At 66.1% G+C, this 23,749-nt stretch carries 22 protein-coding genes; 9 read left to right on the top strand and 13 right to left on the bottom strand.

Translation table 11 applies throughout. The features are described from left to right. Positions 1 to 4 precede the first annotated feature (4 nt). Positions 5 to 502 (bottom strand): SRPBCC family protein, encoded by a 498-nt coding sequence (locus ACSYDW_RS02470; protein WP_438337109.1) that lies wholly within the window; start codon positions 500 to 502, stop codon positions 5 to 7. A 155-nt stretch (positions 503 to 657) separates the two neighbouring features. Here ACSYDW_RS02470 and hisD point away from each other — a divergent pair, with 155 nt between their 5' ends. After that, the gene (hisD, locus tag ACSYDW_RS02465; RefSeq protein ID WP_438337108.1) at positions 658 to 2,025 is read left to right on the top strand and encodes a histidinol dehydrogenase; all 1,368 of its coding nucleotides are present in this window, start codon (positions 658 to 660) and stop codon (positions 2,023 to 2,025) included. A 137-nt stretch (positions 2,026 to 2,162) separates the two neighbouring features. Beyond that, the gene (nrdR, locus tag ACSYDW_RS02460; RefSeq protein ID WP_438337107.1) at positions 2,163 to 2,651 is read left to right on the top strand and encodes a transcriptional regulator NrdR; all 489 of its coding nucleotides are present in this window, start codon (positions 2,163 to 2,165) and stop codon (positions 2,649 to 2,651) included. A gap of 104 nt (positions 2,652 to 2,755) precedes the next feature. Here nrdR and ppgK read toward each other — a convergent pair whose 3' ends face one another. Next, positions 2,756 to 3,553, bottom strand: coding sequence for a polyphosphate--glucose phosphotransferase (gene ppgK / locus ACSYDW_RS02455; protein WP_438337106.1), 798 nt, complete (start codon positions 3,551 to 3,553; stop codon positions 2,756 to 2,758). A gap of 41 nt (positions 3,554 to 3,594) precedes the next feature. Further along, positions 3,595 to 4,470: a type I methionyl aminopeptidase gene (gene map, locus ACSYDW_RS02450; RefSeq protein ID WP_438337105.1), complete on the bottom strand. Its 876-nt coding sequence runs from the start codon at positions 4,468 to 4,470 to the stop codon at positions 3,595 to 3,597. Between the two features lie 131 nt (positions 4,471 to 4,601). On the opposite strand from map, the gene ACSYDW_RS02445 reads away from it, so the two are divergent. Further along, positions 4,602 to 4,799, top strand: a complete 198-nt coding sequence (locus ACSYDW_RS02445) for an SPOR domain-containing protein (protein WP_387525747.1) — start codon at positions 4,602 to 4,604, stop codon at positions 4,797 to 4,799. A gap of 25 nt (positions 4,800 to 4,824) precedes the next feature. On the opposite strand, the gene panB is transcribed toward ACSYDW_RS02445, so the two are convergent. Continuing rightward, positions 4,825 to 5,682, bottom strand: a complete 858-nt coding sequence (panB, locus tag ACSYDW_RS02440; protein ID WP_438337104.1) for a 3-methyl-2-oxobutanoate hydroxymethyltransferase — start codon at positions 5,680 to 5,682, stop codon at positions 4,825 to 4,827. A 121-nt stretch (positions 5,683 to 5,803) separates the two neighbouring features. Between panB and glnA (ACSYDW_RS02435) the strand changes: the two genes are divergently transcribed. The 4 genes from glnA (ACSYDW_RS02435) (at position 5,804) to ACSYDW_RS02420 (ending at position 10,837) form a co-directional block, all read left to right on the top strand. Further along, the gene (glnA, locus tag ACSYDW_RS02435; protein ID WP_438337103.1) at positions 5,804 to 7,144 is read left to right on the top strand and encodes a type I glutamate--ammonia ligase; all 1,341 of its coding nucleotides are present in this window, start codon (positions 5,804 to 5,806) and stop codon (positions 7,142 to 7,144) included. Between the two features lie 10 nt (positions 7,145 to 7,154). Continuing rightward, complete coding sequence (locus ACSYDW_RS02430) at positions 7,155 to 10,172, top strand: bifunctional [glutamine synthetase] adenylyltransferase/[glutamine synthetase]-adenylyl-L-tyrosine phosphorylase (protein WP_438337102.1); 3,018 nt, start codon at positions 7,155 to 7,157, stop codon at positions 10,170 to 10,172. A gap of 70 nt (positions 10,173 to 10,242) precedes the next feature. Next, the gene (locus ACSYDW_RS02425) at positions 10,243 to 10,572 is read left to right on the top strand and encodes a cupin domain-containing protein (protein WP_438337101.1); all 330 of its coding nucleotides are present in this window, start codon (positions 10,243 to 10,245) and stop codon (positions 10,570 to 10,572) included. A 22-nt stretch (positions 10,573 to 10,594) separates the two neighbouring features. Further along, the gene (locus tag ACSYDW_RS02420) at positions 10,595 to 10,837 is read left to right on the top strand and encodes a hypothetical protein (RefSeq protein ID WP_438337100.1); all 243 of its coding nucleotides are present in this window, start codon (positions 10,595 to 10,597) and stop codon (positions 10,835 to 10,837) included. 121 nt (positions 10,838 to 10,958) lie between these two features. Here ACSYDW_RS02420 and glnA (ACSYDW_RS02415) read toward each other — a convergent pair whose 3' ends face one another. Continuing rightward, a complete protein-coding gene (gene glnA, locus ACSYDW_RS02415) occupies positions 10,959 to 12,383 on the bottom strand; it encodes a type I glutamate--ammonia ligase (RefSeq protein ID WP_438337099.1) in 1,425 nt (474 codons plus the stop codon). A gap of 438 nt (positions 12,384 to 12,821) precedes the next feature. On the opposite strand from glnA (ACSYDW_RS02415), the gene ACSYDW_RS02410 reads away from it, so the two are divergent. Further along, positions 12,822 to 13,097 (top strand): RDD family protein, encoded by a 276-nt coding sequence (locus ACSYDW_RS02410; RefSeq protein ID WP_438337098.1) that lies wholly within the window; start codon positions 12,822 to 12,824, stop codon positions 13,095 to 13,097. Between the two features lie 77 nt (positions 13,098 to 13,174). Here the strand turns inward: ACSYDW_RS02410 and ACSYDW_RS02405 are convergent, their stop codons facing one another. From ACSYDW_RS02405 to lipB, 3 genes are read right to left on the bottom strand one after another with little or no spacing between them, the layout of a single operon-like run. Beyond that, complete coding sequence (locus tag ACSYDW_RS02405; protein WP_438337097.1) at positions 13,175 to 13,927, bottom strand: DUF4191 domain-containing protein; 753 nt, start codon at positions 13,925 to 13,927, stop codon at positions 13,175 to 13,177. A 31-nt stretch (positions 13,928 to 13,958) separates the two neighbouring features. Continuing rightward, positions 13,959 to 14,960: a lipoyl synthase gene (gene lipA / locus ACSYDW_RS02400; protein ID WP_438337096.1), complete on the bottom strand. Its 1,002-nt coding sequence runs from the start codon at positions 14,958 to 14,960 to the stop codon at positions 13,959 to 13,961. Further along, complete coding sequence (lipB, locus tag ACSYDW_RS02395) at positions 14,957 to 15,637, bottom strand: lipoyl(octanoyl) transferase LipB (protein ID WP_438337095.1); 681 nt, start codon at positions 15,635 to 15,637, stop codon at positions 14,957 to 14,959. Before lipB ends, lipA begins: the two co-directional genes overlap by 4 nt. A gap of 104 nt (positions 15,638 to 15,741) precedes the next feature. Between lipB and ACSYDW_RS02390 the strand changes: the two genes are divergently transcribed. Continuing rightward, complete coding sequence (locus ACSYDW_RS02390) at positions 15,742 to 17,388, top strand: serine/threonine protein kinase (RefSeq protein WP_438337094.1); 1,647 nt, start codon at positions 15,742 to 15,744, stop codon at positions 17,386 to 17,388. Between the two features lie 71 nt (positions 17,389 to 17,459). On the opposite strand, the gene ACSYDW_RS02385 is transcribed toward ACSYDW_RS02390, so the two are convergent. From ACSYDW_RS02385 to ACSYDW_RS02365, 5 genes are all read right to left on the bottom strand, one after another. Then, complete coding sequence (locus ACSYDW_RS02385; RefSeq protein ID WP_438337093.1) at positions 17,460 to 17,894, bottom strand: OsmC family peroxiredoxin; 435 nt, start codon at positions 17,892 to 17,894, stop codon at positions 17,460 to 17,462. Positions 17,895 to 18,113: 219 nt separating this feature from the next. After that, positions 18,114 to 18,464 carry a hypothetical protein gene (locus tag ACSYDW_RS02380; protein ID WP_438337092.1) on the bottom strand — a complete coding sequence of 117 codons (351 nt, stop codon included), beginning with the start codon at positions 18,462 to 18,464 and terminating at the stop codon, positions 18,114 to 18,116. A gap of 130 nt (positions 18,465 to 18,594) precedes the next feature. After that, positions 18,595 to 20,316: a 2-oxoglutarate dehydrogenase, E2 component, dihydrolipoamide succinyltransferase gene (gene sucB / locus ACSYDW_RS02375; RefSeq protein WP_438337091.1), complete on the bottom strand. Its 1,722-nt coding sequence runs from the start codon at positions 20,314 to 20,316 to the stop codon at positions 18,595 to 18,597. 143 nt (positions 20,317 to 20,459) lie between these two features. Further along, positions 20,460 to 21,839, bottom strand: a complete 1,380-nt coding sequence (gene lpdA / locus ACSYDW_RS02370; RefSeq protein WP_438337090.1) for a dihydrolipoyl dehydrogenase — start codon at positions 21,837 to 21,839, stop codon at positions 20,460 to 20,462. 269 nt (positions 21,840 to 22,108) lie between these two features. Beyond that, positions 22,109 to 23,623 (bottom strand): leucyl aminopeptidase, encoded by a 1,515-nt coding sequence (locus tag ACSYDW_RS02365; protein ID WP_438337089.1) that lies wholly within the window; start codon positions 23,621 to 23,623, stop codon positions 22,109 to 22,111. Positions 23,624 to 23,749: the final 126 nt, after the last annotated feature.

Genomic DNA, 23,749 nt, shown 5'->3' with positions numbered 1-23,749 from the left:
GGCCCTATTCGGGCGCCTTCGTGTAGGCGGGGGCCATGGCGGGGTAGTAGTCGTCCCAGACGACGGACTCGACGTCGCCGCCCCCGAGGGAAACGATGGCCCGCTGCACGTAGTACTCCCATCCGGGCCCGATGGTGCTCGGGTCATCGGTCATCCCGAGGTCGTGGATGAAGCGGATCGTGCTCACCGCGTCCCGCCGGGATAGCTCGAGGCCGAGGTTCCACGCGCCGTACTCGCTGTCGGTGGTCAGGGAGAGTTCGTGCGGCGCCCGGCAGCGGTGGATCACGAGGTTCGCGGGGGAGGCTTCCTGCCCGCCCTCGACCATGGAAAACTGCAGGTCGCCCGTCTCGCGGCTGCCGCGCAGGAGCCCGATCCAGGGCTCGAGGCCGGCCGGTGTGGTGAATGCGTCCCAGATCTCCTCCAGGCCGAATCCGACCTCGCGTTCGATCACGATGCGCAGTCCCGTCGGTGACGGCTCGAATCCGCCGTGTGGCTGTGGCATGGGGTTCCCTTCGGGTGGTTCCGGTCCTTGTTGCAGACTATGGCACCGGGCGGCGCCGGGGGAAGCGTGCCGGTGCCGCGGGGTGTCGCGCCCATTGTTAAGCGCCGGACTTCGCTTTTCGCAGTGCCTGCCCGGCAACCCTATAAACTGGTGCGGTGACTAGCAACGCCAGCCCCGAGACCTTTTCCGCGCTCCAAGACCTGGATCTGCGCGGTGCCGCACTGGACCATGCGAGCCTCAAGGCGGTGTTGCCGCGTCCCGAGTTGAACTTCGCCACCGCCGCGCAGGCGGTCGAGGGGATCATCGCCCGCGTGCGCACCGAGGGCTTCGCCGCCCTGCGCGACCTGGCCGAGCGTTTCGACGGCGTCACCCAGCTCCACACCCGGGTCCCGGCCGAGGCCATGGCCCGCGCGCTGGAGGAGTTGGACCCGGAGGTCCGCGCCGGGCTCGAGGAATCCATCTCCCGCGCCCGCACCTTCGCCGCCGAGCAGGTCCCGGGCACCAGCGAGGTACGCTACGCCGACGGGGCCACCGTCACCCAGCGCTGGGTCCCGGTGAGGCGCGTGGGTCTGTACGTCCCGGGCGGCCTGGCCGTGTACCCGAGCTCCGTGATCATGAACGCCGTTCCCGCGCTGGCCGCGGGGGTCGGTTCGCTGGCCATCGCCTCGCCCCCGCAGAAGGAGTTCGGCGGGCTGCCGCACCCCACCATCCTGGCCGCTGCGCAGCTGTTGGGTGTCACGGAGGTCCACGCCATGGGCGGCGCCCAGGCCATCGCCGCCTTCGCCTACGGTGTGCCGGTGGCCGAGGGTGAGGACGTTGCCCTGGCGATCGAGCCGGTCGATGTCGTCACGGGTCCCGGGAACCTGTTCGTCGCGACCGCCAAGCGACTGGTCAAGGGTGTCGTCGGGATCGACGCAGAGGCCGGCCCCACCGAAATCGCCATCCTGGCCGATGACACGGCGAACCCCGGCTACATCGCGGCCGACATGATCTCCCAGGCTGAGCACGACCCGAACGCTGCCGCCGTGCTGGTCACCGATTCCCCGGACCTGGCGCGCGCCGTGCGCGAGGCCCTGGAGGTCCAGTGCAACACCACCAAGCACTCCGAACGGGTGCGAGTTGCCCTGGGCGGAACGCAGTCGGCGGTGATCCTGGTCGACGACCTCGAGGCGGGCATCGCGGTGTGCAACGTGTACGCGGCCGAGCACCTGGAAATCCACACGCGGGATGCCGCCGGCGTTGCCGGGCGCATCACGGCCGCCGGCGCCGTCTTCGTCGGGTCGCACTCACCGGTGAGCCTGGGGGACTACTGCGCCGGGTCCAACCACGTGCTGCCGACCAGCGGGACAGCGGCCTTCGCCTCGGGCCTGAACGTCAACACGTTCCTCAAGGCCATCCAGGTCATCGACTACGACCGCGCCGCGCTGGGCGAGGTGGCGGGGCACGTGATCGCCCTGGCGAACGCCGAGGACCTGCCGGCGCACGGCGATGCCGTGGCGATTCGCTTCACGAACGGCCGCTAACCGCCGCCCGCCAGCGCGCTGAGGTGACGCAAACCACAACATGTGGTAGTGACAATGTTGTGATTAGGCTATATGTGGTTCTAAACTGAAGCTGAGCACCCACGTGCTTCGCCACAGGTTCCCACAGAAGGAGTGCCGTGTACTGCCCCTATTGCCGGCATACCGATTCGAAAGTAGTCGACAGCCGTCTCACCGATGACGGCACGGCAATCCGCCGCCGCCGCCAGTGCGCGGCCTGCGGGCGCAGGTTCACCACCGCCGAAACCACGAGCCTGAACGTGCTCAAGCGTTCGGGCGTCGCCGAGCCGTTCAGCCGGACCAAGGTCATCAACGGCGTGCGCAAGGCCTGCCAGGGCCGCCCCGTGACGGACGACGACCTGGCGGTGCTTGCCCAGGAGGTCGAGGAAACGGTGCGATCCAGCGGCGCCGCGGAAATCGACGCCCACCAGGTCGGCCTCGCCATCCTGGCCCCGTTGCAGCGACTGGACGAGGTGGCCTACCTCCGCTTCGCCAGCGTCTACCAGGGCTTCGAGTCGCTCGAGGACTTCGAACAGGCCATCGGCAAACTGCGCCGCGAACGCGAGGATCGGCCGACGGGCCACCAGCGTCCGCTGGGCGCGAAGTAGAAGCGCACGGCCCACCCAAACAACAGGTCCATCGAAAAACGGGTGGTGTTCCCGGGGCAACTTGCCCGGGAACACCACCCGTTTCGCGTAGCAGCGGGGCCCGGCTAGCCGGCGCGCTGCTCGGAAATCACCGACTGCAGGGCGGACCCGACGATCCCGGCGTTGTTCTTCGAGGACGCAACGACGATCGGCGCGTTGACGGAGATCTTCGGCAGGTAGTCGTCGGCCCGCTTGGAAATGCCGCCGCCGATCACGAAGAGGCTGGGGGAGAGCAGGAACTCCGTGTGAGTGAAGAAGCGCTGCAGGCGCTGCGCGTACTCGTCCCAGGACAGGTCGTCGCGTTCGCGGGCCGAGGCCGAGGCCTTGGATTCTGCCACGGCGCCGTCGATCTCCAGGTGGCCCAGCTCGACGTTGGGGACCAGTACGCCGTTGTGGATCAGGGCCGAGCCGATGCCGGTGCCCAGCGTGATGATCAGGACCGTTCCCTCGACCCCGCGCCCGGCACCGTAGCGCACCTCCGCCAGGCCGGCGGCGTCGGCGTCGTTCATGACGTGGACGGGGCGGCCCAGGCGCCCGGTGAGCAGCGAGTCGACGTCGGTGCCGATCCAGGACTTGTCGACGTTCGCGGCCGAGCGTGCCACACCGTGGTGGATGATGGCCGGGAAGGTGACGCCCACCGGGGTTGCCGCGTCCGGAGCGCCCTCGCGCGAGGAAAGCTCCTCGACGATCCGGGCCACGACCTCCGCGACCGCCTCTGGGGTTGCGGGCTTGGGGGTGTCGATCCGGAAGCGGTCGCCGATCAGCTTGCCTCGGGTCAGGTCGACGATGCCGCCCTTGATGCCGGTGCCGCCGATGTCGATGCCGATGGCAACGGTTGCTGGATCCTGCGCGTTTTTTGACATGCTGTTATTCGGGTTCTCTCTCGTGCGGGAGGGCCCTGCCGTTACGGCAGGGTGAGGATTTCGGCGCCGTCCTCATTGACGAGCAGAGTGTGTTCAAACTGTGCGGTGCGTTTGCGGTCCTTGGTGGTGGCCGTCCAACCGTCCTCCCACATGTCCCACTCGATGGTGCCCAGCGTCAGCATGGGCTCGATCGTGAAGGTCATGCCCGGTTCGATGAGCCTGTTGTAGGCCGGTGCAGCATCGTAGTGCGGGATGATCAGGCCGGTGTGGAAGGATTCGCCGACGCCGTGGCCCGTGAAGTCCCGAACCACACCATAGCCGAATCTCTTCGCGTATGCCGAAATAGTACGGCCGATGACGTTGATTTCGCGTCCGGGCATGACCGACTTGATGGCGCGGCGCAGGGATTCCTCGGTCCGTTCCACCAGCAGCCGCGATTCCTCGTCGACGTCCCCGGCCAGGAACATGGCGTTGGTGTCGCCGTGGACCCCGCCGATGAAAGCCGTGATGTCGATGTTGATGATGTCGCCGTCCTGGACGACGGTGCTGTCCGGGATGCCGTGGCAGATGACCTCGTTGATGGAGGCGCACAGCGACTTGGGGTAGCCGCGGTAGCCCAGCGTGGAGGGGTAGGCGTTGTGGTCGAGCAGGAACTCGTGCCCGATCCGGTCCAGCTCGTCGGTTGTCACCCCGGGAACCACTGCCTTGCCGACCTCCACGAGGGCCTGCGCGGCAATCTTCGAGGCGATGCGCATCGCGGCGATGACCTCGGGGCTGCGGACCTCGGAGGCGTCGGACTTGCGTGGCGCGGGGCGGCCCACGTACTCGGGGCGCGGGATCGAGGCCGGGACGGGTCGCTGGGGGGAGAGGACGCCGGGCTTCAGGGTACCGACGGGTGCTGTTGACGCAAGAGGCATAACGCCTATTCTAACCGTGCGCCCACGCGCCCGGGACATGGTTTTGCGGCGCGGCATTCAGGGGCCCGGCCCGGGGATGTAGGGTGGGCACTAGCCACGCAATTCAGGGTCGAGGGAAGGCGGAACAGCAGATGAGCAAGGAACTCCCGGGTGAGGGCGAATACTGGTTCAACATCGTCACGGGGCAGGTCGAATCCGGCCCGCAGGCGGACTGGTCGCAGCTGCTGGGGCCCTACAACTCGCGCGCCGAGGCCGAACAGGCCATGACCAAGGTGCGCGAGCGCAACGAGCAGTGGGACGCCGAGGACGCCGCCGAGGACGAGGACTAGCCGGTCCCGGGCGACCGGAAACCTGCTACTGGTCCCCGAACTCGTGCTCGGGTGCCGGAAAGGTCGATGAAACGACGTCCTGGTGGTACGCCGTGGCGGCCTGCGAAACGATCGAACGCAAGTCGGCGTACTTCTTCACGAAGCGTGCCGACTTGCCGCCGCCGAGCCCAAGCATGTCCTGCCACACCAGCACCTGGCCGGTGGTGACCGGCCCGGCCCCGATGCCGACGGTCGGCACGTGCAGTGCCTCGTCGACGCGTCGCGCGGCCTGCGTCGGGACCATTTCCATCAACACCGAGAACGCGCCGGCCGCCTCGAGGGCCAGGGCGTCGGCGACCAGCGCCTCCGCGGCGTCCCCGCGGCCCTGCACCCGGTAGCCGCCCAGGGCGTGCTCGGACTGCGGGGTGAAGCCGATGTGGGCCATGACCGGAACGCCCGCCGCCACCATGGCGCGCACGTGGGGGGCGAAGTAGGCGCCGCCCTCGATCTTCACCGCGTGCACCCCGCCCTCCTTCATCAGGCGCACGGCGGTGGCCACCGCCTGCTCGGGGGAAACCTCGTAGGAGCCGAAAGGCAGGTCGCAGACCACCAGGGCGCGCTTCACGCCGGAGGCCACTGCCTTGGCGAAGACGATCATTTCCTCGAGCGTGATCGGCAGGGTGGAGGAGTACCCCACGACGGTGTTGGCGGCGGAATCACCGACCAGCAGGACCTCGATGCCGGACTCGTCGAAGATGCCGGCCATCATCGTGTCGTACGCGGTGAGCATCGCAAACTTGCGCCCCTCGGCCTTGGCCTGCTGCAGGTGGTGGACGCGGATGCGGCCCGCCTGCACCTGTGCGGCGGTCGTCGGATTTGCGGGAACTGGAGGATGAGCACTCATGGGCACGAGGATAGTGCACATTCGCCGAACACGTAGCACCGTGTCATGTACGGAAAACCGTATAAAGTGATGGAGGCGGCACATTCCGCCCCCCTTGAAGCCGTTGTGGAAGGAACCCGCCGTGGACCGCCAGCAGGAATTCGTCCTCCGAACCATCGAAGAGCGCGACGTGCGCTTCGTCCGTCTCTGGTTCACCGATGTGGTGGGTTCGCTGAAGTCGGTGGCCCTGGCCCCGGCCGAGGTCGAGGGCGCCTTCGAGGAAGGGCTGGGCTTCGACGGGTCCTCGATCGAGGGGCTCTCGCGCATCTACGAATCCGACATGCTCCTGCAGCCGGACCCGGCCACCTTCCAGATCCTTCCGTGGCGCGGGGAAACCGAACCCACCTCCCGCATGTTCTGCGACATCCTCACCCCGGACGGGCTGCCGGCGGCCGCCGATCCCCGCCACGTGCTCAAGCGCCAGCTGGCCGTCGCCTCGGAGATGGGCTTCACCTGCTACACCCACCCGGAGATCGAGTTCTACCTGCTGAAGTCCTCGGAGATCGGGACCGACGGCAACCCGGTGCCGGTGGACCGCGGAGGCTACTTCGACCACGTCACCGGCGGCGTCGCCCAGGACTTCCGCCGCACCGCCGTGACCATGCTCGAGGCCGTGGGCATCTCGGTGGAATTCAGCCACCACGAGAACGGCCCGGGGCAGAACGAGATCGACCTGCGCTACGCCGACGCGCTGCAAACCGCCGACAACGTGATGACGTTCCGCACCGTCATCAAGGAGGTCGCGATCCAGCAGGGCATCTACGCCACCTTCATGCCCAAGCCGTTCTCCGACGAGCCGGGCTCCGGCATGCACACCCACTTTTCGCTCTTCGAGGGCGACTCCAACGCGTTCTTCGAGGCCGGGCGCGAGTTCCAGCTCTCGGACACCGCACGCCAGTTCATCGCCGGCATCCTGCGCCACGCACCGGAGTTCACGGCCGTGACCAACCAGTTCGTGAACTCCTACAAGCGCCTGTGGGGCGGCGGCGAAGCCCCGAGCCACCGCTCCTGGGGCCACAACAACCGTTCGGCGCTGGTCCGCGTCCCGCTGTACAAGCCGGGCAAGGGACAGAGCGCCCGCGTCGAGTACCGCGGCATCGACTCCGCAACCAACCCGTACCTGGCCTACGCCTGCCTGCTGGGCGCCGGCCTGAAGGGCATCCAGGAGGGCTACGAGCTCGAGCCGCAGGCGGAGGACGACGTCTGGGGCCTGAGCAGCGCCGAGCGCCGTGCCTCCGGGCACGACCCGCTGCCCGGTTCGCTGCACGACGCGATCCGTGCCATGGAGGAATCCGAGCTCGTGGCGGACATCCTCGGCGAGCAGGTTTTCAACTCGTTCCTGCGCAACAAGCGCGACGAGTGGGAGGCCTACCGCCAGAACGTGAGCCCGTTCGAGCTTCGCCGCTACCTCGGGATCCTCTAGGGGGCCCTGCGTGAATCCCACACGGCGGCTGATTTCCGCCGGTTTCGACGACCTCGAACGTGCCAAGCGGTTCCTCGCGGCGGAGGAACTTTCCGGGGTGGACCTCAAGGAACTCGTCGGGAACTTGGCCAGCGCCGCCGACCCGGACCTCGCGCTGCTGGCCCTGGTCCGGCTTGTCCCGCACGCCCCGGCCGCCGTGGCGCTGGTGCAGGACCCGCGAACGGCCCCCGGCCTGCTGCGTGTCCTCGGTGCCTCCGACGCCCTGGCCGGTTTCATGATCCGCGAACCCGGGGTGCTCTCCGTGTTCGAGCAGGTGCCCGAGGCCCGCATCCAGGGCCGCCCGGCGGCCGAGCTGCGCGAGCAGCTGCTGCTGGCCGTGGGGGCGGACCCCGGCTCGGCCGCCGCCCCGGTGGCGACGCTGGCCGGGCCCGCGGGCTACCGCGCCCTGCGCGTGGCCTACCGCCGCGCCCTGCTCTCGCTGGCCCACCGCGACCTTGGGGCCGCCGACGCACTTGAGGCCATGCCCGTGGTCGGGCGCGAGCTTGCGGACCTGGCCGCCGCGGCCATCGAGGCGGCACTGGCCGTCAGCCGGGCCGAGGCCGCCGAGCGCTACGAGGCCGGGGACGTTGCAGCGGTGCGGCTCGCCGTGATCGGTATGGGCAAGTGCGGGGCCCGCGAACTGAACTACGTCTCGGATGTCGACGTCATCTACGTGCACGCCAGCGACACCCTGGACGAACAGCTGGCATCAGGCATTGCCGCGGTGCTGGCCGCCGGCATCTCCCGGGCCATCGATTCCACGGGCCCGGAGCCGGGGTTGTGGGAGGTCGACGCGAACCTGCGCCCCGAGGGCAAGGACGGCGCACTCTCGCGCACCCTCGACTCCCACGCCGCCTACTACAAGCGCTGGGCGGCCTCCTGGGAGTTCCAGGCGCTGCTCAAGGCCCGCGCGATCGCCGGGGACGCGGACCTGGGTGCCGAGTACGAGGCGATGGTTGCGCCGCTGATCTGGTCCTCCTCCGAACGGGAGGGCTTCGTCGAATCCGTGCAGGGCATGCGCCGCAGGGTGACGGCGAACATCAAGCCGGAGGAACTTCCGCGCCAGCTCAAGCTGGGCCCCGGGGGCCTGCGCGACGTGGAGTTCACCGTCCAGCTGCTGCAGCTGGTGCACGGCCGGGTCGACGAGTCCCTGCGCGTGCGCACCACCACCACGGCCATCGGCGCGCTGAGCCGGGCCGGCTACATCGGCCGCGACGACGCCGAGAGCTTCGACGGATCCTACCGTTTCCTGCGCGTGCTCGAGCACCGCATCCAACTCGTGAACCTGCGCCGCACGCACCTGATGCCGCAAAAGGAGGCGGGACAGCGGGTGCTGGCCCGCGGCGTGCGCTCGATGCTCGGCGTGGAGCTGGCCACCGCGGCGAAGCTGCTGGAACGCTGGGGGGAGACCAAGCGCGAGGTCCGCAAGCTGCACGAGCGGATCTTCTACCGCCCGCTGCTGAGCACCTCCGCCAACCTTTCCCGCGACGAGGTGCGGCTGAGTCCGGAGGCCGCGCAGGCCCGCCTGCGCGCGCTGGGCTACATCGATCCCAAGGCCGCCATGCGGCACATCGACGCGCTCACCGGCGGGGTGCGCCGCCGGGCCGCGCTGCAGCGCCAGCTGCTGCCGGTGCTGCTGGGCTGGATCGCCGAGGGCGTGGACCCCGACGCCGGGCTGCTGGGCTTCCGGCGGCTGAGCGAGTCGCTGGGGGAGTCGCACTGGTACCTGGGCATGCTGCGCGACTCGAACGCCGCGGCCGAACGGCTGTGCAAGATCCTCTCCAACTCCCGGTTCATCACCGACCTGCTGGAGGTCTCCCCGGAATCGACTGCCTGGCTCGGCTCGGACAAGGACCTGCAGCCGCTCACCTTCGAGGCCTTGTGGGCGGAGATCTCCTCCAAGCTCAAGCGCAACCTCGGCACCGACCCGGCCATCCGCCTCATCCGGGTGATCCGCCGGCGGGAGATGCTGCGCATTGCCCTGGCCGACGGCGCAGAGGTCATCGACCAGGACGGGGTCGGCCGTGCGCTGGCGGACAACGACCGCGCCGCGGTGCTCGGCACGCTGCGCGTGGCGCAGAACCTCGAGTACGAGTCCAACGAACAGCTGTGCGACCTGCTTGTCGTTGCGATGGGCCGCCAGGGCGGCCGCGAGATCGGCTACTGCTCGGACGCCGACGTCATGTTCGTGCAGCGGCCGCTACCCGGCGCCGACCCGCAGGGGGCCCAGGAACAGGCCCTGCGCATCGTCACCTCGCTCGGGTCCTTCCTGGCCAAGCCCATGACCCCGGCCATCCAGGCCGAGCCGCGGCTCGAGGTCGACGCCAAGCTGCGCCCCGAGGGACAGAGCGGCCCGCTGGTGCGCTCCTTCGAGGCCTACCAGGAGTACTACAGGCGCTGGGTCCATGTTTGGGAGCGCCAGGCCCTGCTGCGGGCCGCGCCCATGGCCGGGTCCGACGAGCTCGCCGCGGACTTCATGGCCATGGCCGACGAGCTGCGCTACGGGGCACCGATCGGGGAAGACCAAGTCCGGGAGATCCGCCGGATCAAGGCGCGCGTGGAGGCCGAGCGGCTGCCGCGCGGTGCCGATCCCGCCCGCCACCTCAAATTGGGCCGCGGTTCGCTCAGCGACGTCGAGTGGCTGGTGCAGCTGGTCCAGCTGCAGCATGCGGCAGCCGTTCCCGAGCTGCGGACCACCTCCACCCGGCCCGCGCTGCAGGCAATCGCCGAGGCCGGCATCATCCCCGAGGAAGACGTCCTGATCCTGGACCACGCGTGGGAGCTGGCCACCAGGATCCGCAGCGCGGGAGTGATCTGCACGGGCCGGGTGACCGATGTGTTGCCCCATGCCTGGCGGGACATGGAAGCCGTCGCACGCTGGTGCGGTTATTCGCCGGGGGAGGCCGCGGTCATGGAGGACGACTACCTCAAGGCGACCCGGCGCGCCCGGCAGGTCTTCGAACGATATTTTTACGCCTTCGAGGACTAAAACGCCGCAACTCGGGGCATAGTAAGTAGCAGCACCCGCTGCCGCTACGTTGAAAGGGAGGCGCCCCGCCATGCACATCACCCGAGCCGAGATGGATGACCTGGTCGAACGCGAAGCGGCGAAGGCCGCATCCGCGGCCAACGGGCGCAGTGCCGTGGCGGTGCTCAAGGACGGGCGGCTGCGCCACACCCTGATCACGCTGACGGCGGGCTCCCGCCTGAGCGAACACCCCAAGCCCGAGTCCGCGACGCTGCTGGTGCTGCGCGGGCGCATCGTCGTGAGCTGGGAGGGAAACTCCGCCTCGATTGCCCACGGCGGGTTGTTCGTGCTGCCCGACGCGCTCCATGACGTGGCGGCGGAAGAGGACAGCTCGTTCCTGCTGACCACGATCGCGGGCTAGGCCCGGGGGAGGGGAGGCCGCCATGTCGGTGGTTGTTGCTCTTGCCACGGGCGGGATGTACCGGAAGAACGACGAAGAGGGCTTCCAAGTTGCCTACAAGATCCTCGGCAACGGGGTGCTCGCCGTGCTGGTGAAGCCGGCGGGCGGCGAGCTGGCGATCCTGCGCGAGTTCTCTCCAGCGGGGTATGCCTGGGTGGAAGGAAAACGCTTCCTGGGTGAAGTCGACAGGCTCGGCGGCACCGGCGGCATCGTCGTGTTCGGCTGAAACCGGCAGGGAGCGAATACCTGCCGGTGCGGAAACGCCCGGATAAACGAAAGGGAGCCAACGACGGTTGTCGTTGGCTCCCTTTCGGTGGGGCCACGGCCTGGGTGACCCTGTCGGCAGACTAGCAGCCGTAGTACAGCTCGAACTCGTACGGGTTCGGGCGCAAGGACAGCGGCTTGATCTCGTGCTCGCGCTTGTACTCGATCCAGGTGCGGATGAGGTCCTCGGTGAAGACGTCACCCTCGAGCAGGAAGTCGAAGTCGTTCTCGAGGGCCAGCAGGGCCTCTTCCAGCGAGCTCGGTGCAACCTGGATGCCCTTGGCTTCTTCGGCCGGGAGCTCGTAGAGGTCCTTGTCGATCGGGTCTGCCGGTTCGATGCGGTTCTTGATGCCGTCGAGGCCCGCCATCAGCTGTGCGGCGAAGGCCAGGTACGGGTTCGATGCCGCATCCGGTGCGCGGAACTCGATGCGCTTTGCCTTCGGGTTCGAACCGGTGATCGGGATACGGATGCCGGCGGAGCGGTTGCCCTGCGAGTACACCATGTTGACCGGTGCTTCGAAGCCCTTGACCAGGCGGCGGTACGAGTTCACCGTCGGGTTGGTGAAGGCGAGCACGGCCGAGGCGTGCTTGAGCAGGCCGCCGATGTACCAGCGGGCTACGTCCGAGAGGCCTGCGTAGCCCTTCTCGTCGTAGAACAGCGGAACGCCGTTGGACCACAGCGACTGGTGGCAGTGCATGCCCGAGCCGTTGTCGCCGAAGATCGGCTTCGGCATGAAGGTTGCGGACTTGCCCCAGGCGTCGGCCACGTTCTTGACGATGTATTTGAACTTCAGGATGTCATCGGCCGAGTGGGTCAGCGTGTTGAACTTGTAGTTGATCTCGGCCTGGCCGGCGGCGCCCACCTCGTGGTGGCTGCGCTCAACCTCGAGGCCAGCGGCCTCGAGCTCGAGGCAGATGGCATCGCGCAGGTCGGCCTGCTTGTCGGTCGGGGAAACCGGGAAGTAGCCGCCCTTGAAGGGGGTCTTGTAGCCCTGGTTGCCGCCCTCTTCCTTCTTGCCGGTGTTCCACGGTGCCTCGACGGAATCGACCTTGTAGAAGGATCCCTGCGGCTTGGATTCGTACTGCACGTTGTCGAAGATGAAGAACTCTGCTTCGGGTGCGAAGAATGCGGTGTCGGCGATGCCGGTGGAGGTCAGGTAGGCCTCTGCGCGCTCGGCAACGCCGCGCGGGTCGCGGTGGTAGGGCTCGCCGGTGCGCGGGTTCACGATCGAGAAGTTGAACGCCAGGGTCTTTTCCAGGCGGAACGGATCAACGAAGCCGGAAGTCACATCCGGGATCAGCTGCATGTCCGAATCGGCGATGCCGGCGAAGCCGCGGATCGAGGAGCCGTCGAAGAGCTGGCCGTTGAGGAAGAAGTCAGCGTCGACCGTGCGGGCCGGGACGTTGAAGTGCTGCTGGACGCCGGGGAGGTCGGTGAAACGGATGTCAACGAACTTGACGTCTTCTTCGGCAATGTATGCCATGACTTCATCTGGACTCTTGAACATAGTCAGGGGCTCCTGTGTTGTTTCAACTGGGTGCGGCTGAGGCTGCCGTGGAAGGGAAGACGCCTGGTCTTGCCTTCCTTCGTTATCAACCATAGACCGTTGCCGTTACTCTACTGTGTCTCGATTGTTTCGAGTACGTTACACAGGCCCGGAATTCGACAGTTGGGCGGTGAGGTGTGTCACGCCGGCTGCAGGTGGGGTCCGGTGTGAGTAACGGAATTGCCTTGAACCGCGGGAATCCGGAGCGCGCGCCGGTGCGCCCCCGGTAGTCTGGATGATGTGGAAAGAAAAGACTTTGGCTCGTGGCTCGAGGGCCCGCCGCAACTGAGTAACCAGGAATGGCCCGGCAAACGTCTCGGCCGCCCCGAGAGCGGACCGGGTTCGGTGGCAAGGATTGGCCGGCGTGTCGGTGCCCTGCTTGTTGACTGGGGAATCGCAATGTTGATTTCGCTGGTCTTCTTCAAGGCCGACACGACCGCGAACCTTGTCATCTTTGCGGCGATGCAGATGCTCTTTGTGGGCGTCACCGGACACTCCATCGGCCACCGCATCTTCGGCATGCAGGTCCAGGGCATGGACGGTACCGCGGTGAAGCCGCTGACCGGCATCCTCCGGACGGTGCTGATCTGCCTGGTGGTCCCGCCATTGCTGAGCGATTCGGACCAACGTGGCTACCACGACCGGATCGGCAAGACCATTCTTGTGCGCATCTAGTGGGTGTTGCTGGGGCTTAACGAGTGAGGGGCTGGAACCACAATGGTTCCAGCCCCTCACTCGTTGAGCAACGCGCCTTAGCGGGCGCGGCGATCCGGGCGGGCCCGGTTCGGGTCGATACCCTTCGGGATCGGCAGGCGTGCGCTGCCCAGGGTGCTCAGGCGCTTGTCGACTGCGCTGATCTCCAGCTTGGTGATCGCCTTGGGAAGCTTCTTCATCGCCTTGCCAACCTCGGCCAAGGGGACCTGTCCCTCGTCGCTGCCTGCGTTGATCACGTGGATCGGAACGTTCGGAAGGACACGGTTCATGCGCTTGCGCTCAGCGTCAATCAGGGTGCGAACGCGCGAGGTGGGCCCTTCGGTCACAAGAACCACGCCGGCGCGGCCGATGCCCAGGAACACCAGGTCTTTGGTGCGCGGGTTCACTGCAACCGGCTCGTCCTTCAGGATCCAACCACGGCGAAGCACGCTCATGGCGGCGCCGGCTGCACCGGGACGCCCCTCGAGCTGCTTGAACGCAGCCTTCTCGGCGCGGCGGGAAAGAATCATCGTTGCAGCCAACAATGCCAACGGGATCGAGATGAGAAGTGCCGTGATCCAGTTGTTGATCAGCAGGCCCACAATGAGGCCCACCACCATCACGCCGAGGGCTGCCAGAAGCATCACCCAAACGACCATCGGGTCGTTCTTGCGAGTCATCTGGAAGACCTGGCCCAGCTGTTTCAGCCGGCCTGGTTCCTTGGTGGCCTTCTCGGCCTTTGGCTTGCGCGAAAATAGTCCGCGCTTTGGGCTTGCGTCCTCGATCGAGGCATTATCGGTGTTTTTGGCCATAGTGATTCAATTCTACGCGATTCGAGCCTGACTATGCGCCGACCAGCGATGAAGCCTCCTGCCGAGTGTCTCCGGAGTTTTCGATGTGCGCCAGGGCCTCGGGAATCGGCAGGCCCTTCTTGCGCATGGCGGAGGCCCACAGGCGTCCGGCGCGGTACGAAGAGCGCACCAACGGTCCGCTCATGACACCCAGGATGCCCATCTCCTCAGCCTCCTGCTGGAGCTCCACGAATTCCTGGGGCTTGACCCAGCGTTCCACGGGGTGGTGGCGTTCGGTGGGGCGCAGGTACTGGGTGATGGTCAAGAGGTCGCACCCGGCATCCACGAGGTCCTTGATGGCCTCGGTGATTTCCTCGCGGCTCTCACCCATTCCCAGGATCAGGTTGGACTTGGTGATCATTCCGTTGGCACGGCCCTGGGAAATGACATCCAGCGAGCGTTCGTAGCGGAAGGCGGGACGGATCGACTTGAACAGGCGGGGGACCGTCTCGAGGTTGTGAGCGTAGACCTCCGGGGCCGAGGCGCAGATTTCGTCGAGGAATTCCGGCTTGCCGGAGAAGTCTGGGATCAGCAACTCGACGCCGGTACCCGGGTTCAGCTGGTGGATGCGGCGGACCGTTTCGGCATAGAGCCAGGTGCCCTCATCCTCCAGGTCATCGCGTGCGACGCCGGTGACGGTCGCGTAGCGCAGCCCCATCTTCTTCACGCTCATGGCGACCTTGAAAGGTTCGGCCCGGTCGATGGCCTGCGGCTTGCCGGTGTCGATCTGGCAGAAGTCGCAGCGGCGGGTGCATTCGGAGCCGCCGATCAGGAAGGTTGCTTCCTTGTCTTCCCAGCATTCGAAGATATTCGGGCAGCCCGCCTCTTCGCAGACAGTGTTCAGACCCTCGGATTTTACGAGGTTCTTCAGCCCAACGTATTCAGGGCCGATGTTGACCTTGGCCTTGATCCAGGCAGGCTTGCGTTCCACGGGCGTTGCGGAGTTGCGCTGCTCGATGCGTAGCAGACGGCGGCCCTCGGGTGCGGCGTTCATCGGGTGGCTCCTTCAGGGGTTGTCGACGTCAACGACACGATGGGGCTCAGCAGGAGATCGAGTTCCTTCTCGAGGCGGTCAATAACGTCGGCTGGAGTGATGGTGGTTCCAGTTTCTGCGCTGAGGTTCGTGACCCCGGCATCGGTGATTCCACAAGGGATGATTTGTGAGTAGGGGGAGAGGTCGTTGGAGCAGTTGAAAGCGATCCCGTGCATTGTCACGCCATGGTCGACGCGGATGCCGATGGCGCCGAGCTTGCGGTCCTGGGCGCCGTCGGTGCCCAGCACCCACACGCCGCTGCGTCCCTTGACTCGCGTGGCGGGAACTCCGTACCCGAGGGCAATGCGGATCATCGCTTCCTCAAGTACCGAAACGTACTCGCGGATGCCCTTCAAATCCAGCAAGCGGACGATCGCGTATCCGACGAGCTGGCCGGGGCCGTGCCACGTCAGTTTGCCGCCCCGGTCCACGTCGATCACGGGGGTTCCGTCCACCGGGAGGTCCTCGGGTTCCGTGAGCCGTCCCGCGGTGTAGACCGCTTCGTGTTCCAGAAGGAAGACCACGGGGCCGGAATCGCCGCGCGTGACTTCGTCATGGACGGTTCGTTGCAGTTCCCATGCTTCGCGATAATCGACCAGCTTCGGTGCTAGGCCAATTCGTTCGAATTTGATGCTCATGGCCAATACGCTACGCCTATCGATGACTCCCTTCGAATTTGGCAAATGCATGTCCCTTGTGGATAAGTAAAACGAAATTCTTCTATGAAGCGTAGAACTATTGCATGGAAACGCGTGATGCACCGCGGCAACTACCGCAAATCGCCGGTTATGACACCAATCGCTATCTGGGTGCAGGCGGAAACGGAACAGTATGGGCTATTCAGGATGGTGATTCCGGTGAAGAGTTCGCCGTAAAGATCGTTGGATGTGACGAATCATTGCGTCCGATTGGTGCGTGGGACTCAAATGTGCGTCATGAGTTTTTGGTGCTTGAGCACGGAATCGTGGATACTTCCGAGGGCCCGGGAATCTTGATGGAGTATTGCCCTGCCGGAAGCGCCGCTTCCGTTGTCGCTTCTCGTGGTCCCTTGAGGGTGGGCGAAGTCCTGACGGTGATTGCACCGATCGCTGAAGTCCTCCAGTTCCTGCACGAGAAGGGCCTGACCCACGGCGACGTCAGCCCGACGAACATCTTGTTTACTGCCGAGGGCAAACCGAAGTTGAGCGACTTCGGAACCGCCCAGGCACGCGGCGGAACGCCCGGGGAATACGGAACAAGCGGCTTCGTCGCCCCGGAAATGCTGGTGGGTGCCGAACCCGGTCAACTTGAGCCGGCCCGGGATATCTACGCGTTGGCTGCGTGTGCGTGGTACCTCCTGACTGGACGAGCACCGGCAATGGAATCCAACCGGATACCGATCGGGGCAATGGTTCCCGACGTGAACGACACGCTGGCGAATCTCCTTGAATCCGGGCTGTCCGTTGACCCGTTGCGGCGCCCAAGTGCGGCGCAGTTCGCGCAGCGGATATTTTTCGGGGGAAATCCCACGGCCGTCGAATTCGGGTCGGCTGTGGATCCGGAGGCACTCAGGCACATGGTCACTACCCGGCAGGCGGCGCACGGAAACAGCCGAATCCCACGCAGGAAACGGAAGGCCGCTGGCAACGAGACGAGGAACCGCAAACAGGGACCACGACGACATGATGGCAAACGACCGAAGCGTCAACCTCGTTTGAGATTCCTGCCGGTGCGAAGCCCACGAACACGGAGTGGTCCCGTGCGACGGGCAGCCCGGACAGGGCATCTCGAGCAGGAGTTTCGGACCGGCTCGCCGGCGCCGGGACATCGAAGAATGCTCCTCGCGGGGCTTCTTGGCATAGCGGTGGTCGCAGCGGGTACCGTGCTCGCCCAATCGCTGGACAGCCCGGTTTCAGCCACGGATGCGGGCGCGGCCAAGACACCCGTTGTCGTGACGGAGGATTCCGGGACGCAGTCCTCCGTCGGGAAACCGTCGGTCTTCGGCAACGAACGTGATGACATACTTCTTGCGGTGGCTGACCTGTCCCTGCAGAGGGACCGCATGCTCTCGAAGGGCGACGCGACGGCGCTCAGCGCCATCCACGCACCGGGCTCGCCATCCATGCAGCGGGACAACGAAATCCTCAGTCTCATGAAGCGCAACGGCTTGAGGCTCGAGTCCCTGCAGACGTCGATGGAAGGTGCCTCGGTCGTGGCAGTCGGCCAGAACGAGAGCGCATTCGTGGAGGCGACCAGCCGGCAAGGCGGATACAGGTACGTGGACACGTCCGGAAAGGTGGTTGTCAGCGCGCGGGACCCGGAACTGCAACCGATGCGGATGGAGCTGCGGCGCGACAAGGGAAAGTGGAAAATTTGGGACGTGAACGCCGCTTCAAGCAGGGGGCAGTGAGTTGAAGTGCAAGGCGGGCGCCGATGGTTTGCACGCCGGTGGCGTCGGATTCCCATGGCGCCTGCCGTTGCTCAGGCCAAACGGGCTTCCAGCGTGATTGACGGTACCGAGGCCAGGGCGGCAGACACCGGGCATCCCTCCTTGGCGGCGTGGGCCAGTTTCTGGAACTGCTCGTCGTCGAGGCCGGGAACCTCTGCCACCAGGGTCAACCTGATCTCGCTGATCCGGGCCCCGCTGCTGGTGTCGAAATCAACCTCTGCGGTTGTCACGAGCCTTTCTGCAATGTGGCCCGAGTCTTTCAACATCCCGCTGAGTGCCATGCTGTAACAGGACGCGTGTGCTGCGGCGATGAGTTCCTCGGGGCTGGTTTTGCCCTCGGCCGCTTCGGCGCGTGCCCGCCAGGTCACGGGGAAAGTGCCGATGCCCGAGGTGTCGAAGGTGGTTTCCCCGGCGCCCGAGACAAGGTCCCCGGTCCAGACGGTGTGTGCGCTGCGTGTTACTGCCATGGTGACAACTCCTTGGGTCTGCAGTGGAATCGAAGCTTGCGCTCCGGTGCCATCCTATGGCGGCGAGGGGGCAACTGAAAGGGTCGTAATCCCGCCACCGGCATTCGCGGGACACCGGATCCCCTGAAGTACAGGGTGCCTCGGTTTTCCCCGTTAAACGGAATTGCGGTGTGCGCCCGAGGGTGCACACCGCAACAGTTCATCAGTCCGCTCCGTGGATTAGACCCAGAGCACGGCGACGGCGATCGCGATCAATGCAGTGCCGCCGGTCCCATGGGCAAGCCCGGTCGGGACTTCCTGGCCGTTCTTGATCTTCTTGCGGCCCAGCAGGGCCGCAACGAACACGCCGAGTGCAAGCAGGAGCTTGACGGCAATCTTGAAGTGGTTCAGTTCGACATCCTGCATCTCAGCCAACCCGACGAGCAGCAGGCCGGTCACGAGCTGGGAAATGGCTCCGTACCACTGCCATACGTTGACGGTCGGGGTCTTGAAGTTGGCAAGCCAGCCGCCGAAGATCGCCGCTGCACCCAGAATGTGCAGGAATACGAGGAATGCATGCAAAAAGGTCATGACCATAGCCTAGTGGAAATTCGACGCCGCGTAGAACTTGGAGGCCGTGAAAGTGTCTGATGACATGCAGGTACGACTCAGGGCGGCACTCCGTGGTGGAGTACCGCCCTGAGTCTTGAAGCGCTAGACCTTAGAGGCCGAGGTCGGCCGCGAAGGCGCCCTCTTCGAGGCGTGCCTTCAGCGTCTGCAGGAAGCGTCCTGCATCGGCGCCGTCGACCAGACGGTGATCGTAGGTCAGCGACAGGTACATCATGTGGCGGATGGCGATGGTGTCGTCGCCGTCGGCGTTTGCGACAACCACTGCGCGCTTGACGATCGCACCGGTGCCCAGGATGGCTACCTGGGGCTGGTTGATGATCGGGGTGTCGAACAGCGCGCCGACCGAACCGATGTTGGTGATCGAGAAGGTGCCGCCCGAGAGCTCGTCCGGACCGATCTTGTTGGTGCGGGTGCGGTTTGCTACATCGGCGATCTTGCCGGCCAGGCCGGCAAGGTTCAGGTCGCCGGCGTTGGAAATGACCGGAACCAGCAGGCCCTTGTCCGTGTCCACCGCAATCGCCAGGTGTTCGGCGTTGTGGTAGGTGATTTCCTGGGTCTCTTCGTTGTACTCGGCGTTCAGCTTCGGGTGCTGCTTCAGCGCTTCGGCAACGGCCTTGGCGATGAACGGCAGGAAGGTGAGTTTGGTGCCGTTGGTTGCCGCGAAGGCGTCCTTGGCCGAGTTGCGCAGCTTGAAGATGCGGGTCATGTCGACCTCGTGCACCTGGGTCAGCTGGGTCGAGATGTCCAGGGACTCGCGCATGCGGCGGGCGATGACCTGGCGGATGCGCGGGGCCTTGGCAACGGTGCCGCGCAGCGACGAGGCCACGACGGGTGCTGCCGGTGTGGCCGGTGCTGCTGCTGCCGGTGCTGCTGCAGCCGGAGCGGCAACGGTCTTGGCTGCTGCTGCGTCGATGACATCCTGCTTGCGGATGCGGCCGCCAACGCCGGTGCCGGTCACGGTGGCAAGGTCTACACCGTTCTGGTTCGCCAAGCGGCGAACCAGCGGGGTGACGTAGCCGTCGTTGCCTGCGGCAGCGGCGGCGGGCGCGGCCGGTGCTGCAGCGGGAGCCGGGGCGGCTGCCGGTGCGGGCGCCGCGACAGGGGCCGGGGCTGCTGCCGGGGCGGGTGCAGCTGCCGGAGCCGGTGCTGCAACCGGGGCCGGTGCTTCAACGGGGGCTGCCGGGGCTGCTGCGCCGGCAGCGCCGATGATGGCCAGGATCGAGCCGACCTCGGCCGTCTCGTCTTCGGCAACGCGGATTTCCAGCAGGGTGCCGGCAACCGGGGAAGGAACCTCGGTATCGACCTTGTCGGTGGAAACCTCGAGCAGGGGCTCGTCGACGGCGACGTCGTCGCCCACGGCCTTCAGCCAGCGGGTGACGGTGCCTTCGGTGACGGATTCGCCCAGGGCCGGAAGGGTGATCTCGACGCCTGCGGCAGGCGCGGCAGGCGCGGCAGGCGCGGCAGGCGCGGCCGGGGCAGCCGGTGCGGCTTCTGCGACAGGTGCCGGTGCGGCAGCCGGGGCCGGTGCCTCAGCGGCTGCAGGTGCATCGGCGGCCGGTGCGGCTGCGGAACCCGAGCCGTCGCCGATACGAACCAGCGCGGCTCCGACTTCTGCGGTTTCGTCTTCCGCGACGAGGATCTCCTCGATGACGCCGGCGACCGGCGAAGGGATCTCGGTGTCGACCTTGTCGGTCGAGACTTCGAGCAGCGGCTCGTCGATTTCAACGCGGTCGCCGACCTGCTTGAGCCAGCGCGTAACGGTGCCTTCGGTGACACTTTCACCCAAAGCGGGCAAGTTCACGGTTTCAGACATCTTGTTCCCGTTCTCCTAAAAACTAAATCTTGTGTGCGAGAGATCCGCGGTTTTCCCGCACATCTCGTGGGAGGCGTTGCCTCCGAGTCTAGTGCACCGGGTACGCGTACCTTTCGGCCGCGTACCCGGTGAACCATTTGTGACTAACCGTGCAGCGGCTTGCCGGCCAAGGCCATGGCGGCCTCGCCGAGCGACTCGTTCTGCGTCGGGTGGGCGTGGATGAGCTGGGCGACATCCTCCGGGTAGGCTTCCCAGTTCACGATGAGCTGTGCTTCACCGATCTGTTCGCCGATGCGGCCGCCGATGCCGTGGACGCCGACGATCGGGCCGTTCTTGACGCGGACCATCTTGATCAAGCCGGAGGTGCCCAGGATCGAGGACTTGCCGTTGCCGGCCAGGTTGTATTCGGTGGTTTCGATCTGGTCGTCGCCGAACTTGGCCTTGGCTGCGGGCTCGGAGTATCCGACCGAGGCGATTTCCGGCTCGCAGAAGGTGACCTTCGGGATGTTGATGTCCTCGACCACGACCGGGTTCAGGCCGGCGATTTCCTCGGCGACGAAGATACCGTGCTGGTAGCCGCGGTGCGCGAGCTGTACGCCCGGAACGATGTCGCCGATGGCGTAGATGTTGCCGACGCCGGTGTGGCAGCGCTCGTTGATGAGCACGAAGCCGCGGTCCATCGGGATGCCCTGCTCTTCATAGCCAAGGCCTGCGGTGACCGGGCCGCGGCCGACAGCGACCAGGACGATCTCGGCTTCGAGGACCTTGCCGTCTGCCAGGGAGACCTTGACGCCGTTGGCGTCCTGCTCGACCTTTTCGAAGAAGACGCCGGTGTTGAACTTGATGCCGCGCTTCTTGAACGCGCGCTCCAGGTTCTTGATGATCGAGGGATCCTCGTTCGGGACCAGGGAAGGCAGGCCTTCAACGATGGTCACGTCGACGCCGAAGGACTTCCACACGGAGGCGAACTCAACGCCGATGACGCCGCCGCCGAGCACGATGGCGCTCTTCGGGAGGGTCTCCATGTTCAGGGCTTCGGTGCTGGTGAGGATGCGTCCGCCGATTTCCAGGCCGAAGGTCTTCGACTCGGAACCGGTGGCGAGGATGATGTTCTTGCCCTTGTACGCAACACCGTCAACGTCGATGGTGTCCTGGGACACCAGTCGGCCGTTGCCTTCGATAACGGTGACCTTCTTCATCTTCAGCAGACCCGACAGGCCCTTGTGCTTGCCGGCGACGATGCCGTCCTTGTAGCTGCGCACGGCGCCGAGGTCGATGGACTCAAGCGTGGTGTTGATGCCGTACTTGGCACCTTCGCGAGCATTCTCGGCCAGTTCGGCCGAGTGCAGGTACGCCTTGGTCGGGATGCAACCGGTGTGCAGGCAGGTGCCACCGAGCTTGGCCTTCTCAATCAAGCCAACGGTGAAACCCAGCTGGACGGCGCGCAATGCTGCCGAGTAGCCGGCGGAACCGCCGCCGAGAATGAGGATGTCGAATTCTTGCGTTGCTGCCGATTCGGCCACGTGAACGCTCCCTCGTTATGAGTTGTGGCCAACGGGGTGGTCGGCCGTGGTGTGTGGGGGTTGGTTCCTCGCGCCCGTGATACCGGCGCGACGAAACTGTAATGCAAGTGATCTATCAGAATTACCTTAGCCCCATGAAAGGGACTCGGCCACCTGCCGTGATGCACATTGCCGCCAAGTGTGACGGGTTACACAATGCCGGGGTAAAAACGGAAAAGTACCGGAAAAACCCCGGCATTGTGCGGGTCTAGCCTCGGGGGAGGGCGGGACTAGTTGGCGGCGGCCATTTCTTCGGCCAGGGTCACCAGGGTGCGCACCGAGGAACCGGTGGCGTTCTTGTGGGTGTAGCCGTAGGCGGCGGCCTCGTTGAAGGCCGGGCCGGCGATGTCCATGTGGGCCCACGGGATCTTGGCGCCGTCGACCTCGCCGACGAATTCGTTGAGGAAGGCGGCGGCGGTCATCATGCCGCCCATGCGCTCACCGATGTTCGCAAGGTCGGCGACCTGCGAGTCGATGCTTGCGCGAAGCTCCTCGGGGATCGGCATGGCCCAGGTGGCCTCACCCGCGCGGTCCGCCGCCGAAACCACGGCGTTGCGCAGCTCGGTGTCGCCCATGATGCCGGCGGTCCGGTTGCCCAGGGCCACCATCTGTGCGCCGGTGAGCGTGGCGACGTCGATGATCGCATCGGGCTTCTCGGCGCTGGCGGCAACCAGGCCGTCGGCCATGACCAGGCGGCCCTCGGCATCGGTGTTGAGCACCTCGACGGTCTTGCCGCCGAACATGGTGATGACGTCGCCCGGGCGGGTGGAGCCGCCGCCCGGCATGTTCTCGGCCAGGCACAGCCATGCGGTGACCTTGACCGGAAGGCCCAGCTCGGCGATGGCAACGATGGCCTGGTGGATCGTTGCGGCACCTGCCATGTCGCTCTTCATGATGTGCATGCTGGCGGCCGGCTTGATGGAGATTCCGCCGGTGTCGAACGTGATGCCTTTGCCGACGAGGGCAAGGTGCTTGGCGGCCTTGGCGGGGGAGTACTCGACCTTGACCAGGCGCGGCCCGCGGTCCGATCCGCGGCCCACGCCCATCAGGCCGCCGTAGCCGTCCTTTTCAAGCTTCTTGTCGTCAATGACGGTGACCTTCAGGGGCTGGCCCTTGGCGCCGTCCTTGACAACCTGTGCGAAGGATTCCGGGTACAGGTCGTTCGGGGCGGTGTTCACCAGGTCGCGGGTTGCCCGCACCGCACGGCCGATCACTGCGGCGCGCTTCAGTGCGGCGGGCAGCTTCTTGTCGGCCGAGGCGGCGGTCGCGATGACGGCTTCGCCCAACGGCTGCTTCTTCGCAGGGGTGGAGCGGTGGCTGGAGAAATCGTAGGCACCCATGGCGATGCCCTCGGCGATGGCTCCGGCCTGGGCGACGGTTGCTGCGGGCAGGGCAAAGAGCACGGTGGGGGTGCCGGCCAGCTGGCGGGCTGCCGAGCCTGCGGCACGGCGCAATGCCTCTTCGGTGAGCGTTGCTTCCTCGAAGTCGCCAAGGCCGATGAAGGCGATGACCTCGGCCTTGGTGTCGGCGTTGGCCGGCAGGAGGGTCAGCTCGTCGGCGGCTCCGCCGGCCTTGAGCAGCTTCAGGGAGGCCTCCAGCGACTCCGTCACCTTCGGGCTGAACGGGGAGGCGACCAGTGTCGGGCCGTCGGTGCCCTTGACGACACCAAGGACCAGGGCGCCGGCGCCGATGCGCTTGATATCGGTGGAAACAGCGGTCAGCTTGAGATCGCTTGAGTTGATCACGAAACGATTCCTGTTCGGTAGATTCTGTGGGTGCAGTGAAAGTACGTGTACCTCGGGAGCTCGTCATCGGTCCCGGACCCCAAGGTCTTTGGTGGTCCCGGTGTCGATTGGGCTTTATCGATCGTA

Origin of the sequence: Paeniglutamicibacter selenitireducens, assembly GCF_051550675.1 — a bacterium.
Classification (GTDB): Bacteria; Actinomycetota; Actinomycetes; order Actinomycetales; family Micrococcaceae; genus Paeniglutamicibacter.
The sequence above is the reverse complement of the archived record's forward strand: the minus strand, read 5'-3'. Positions and strand labels throughout refer to the sequence as shown.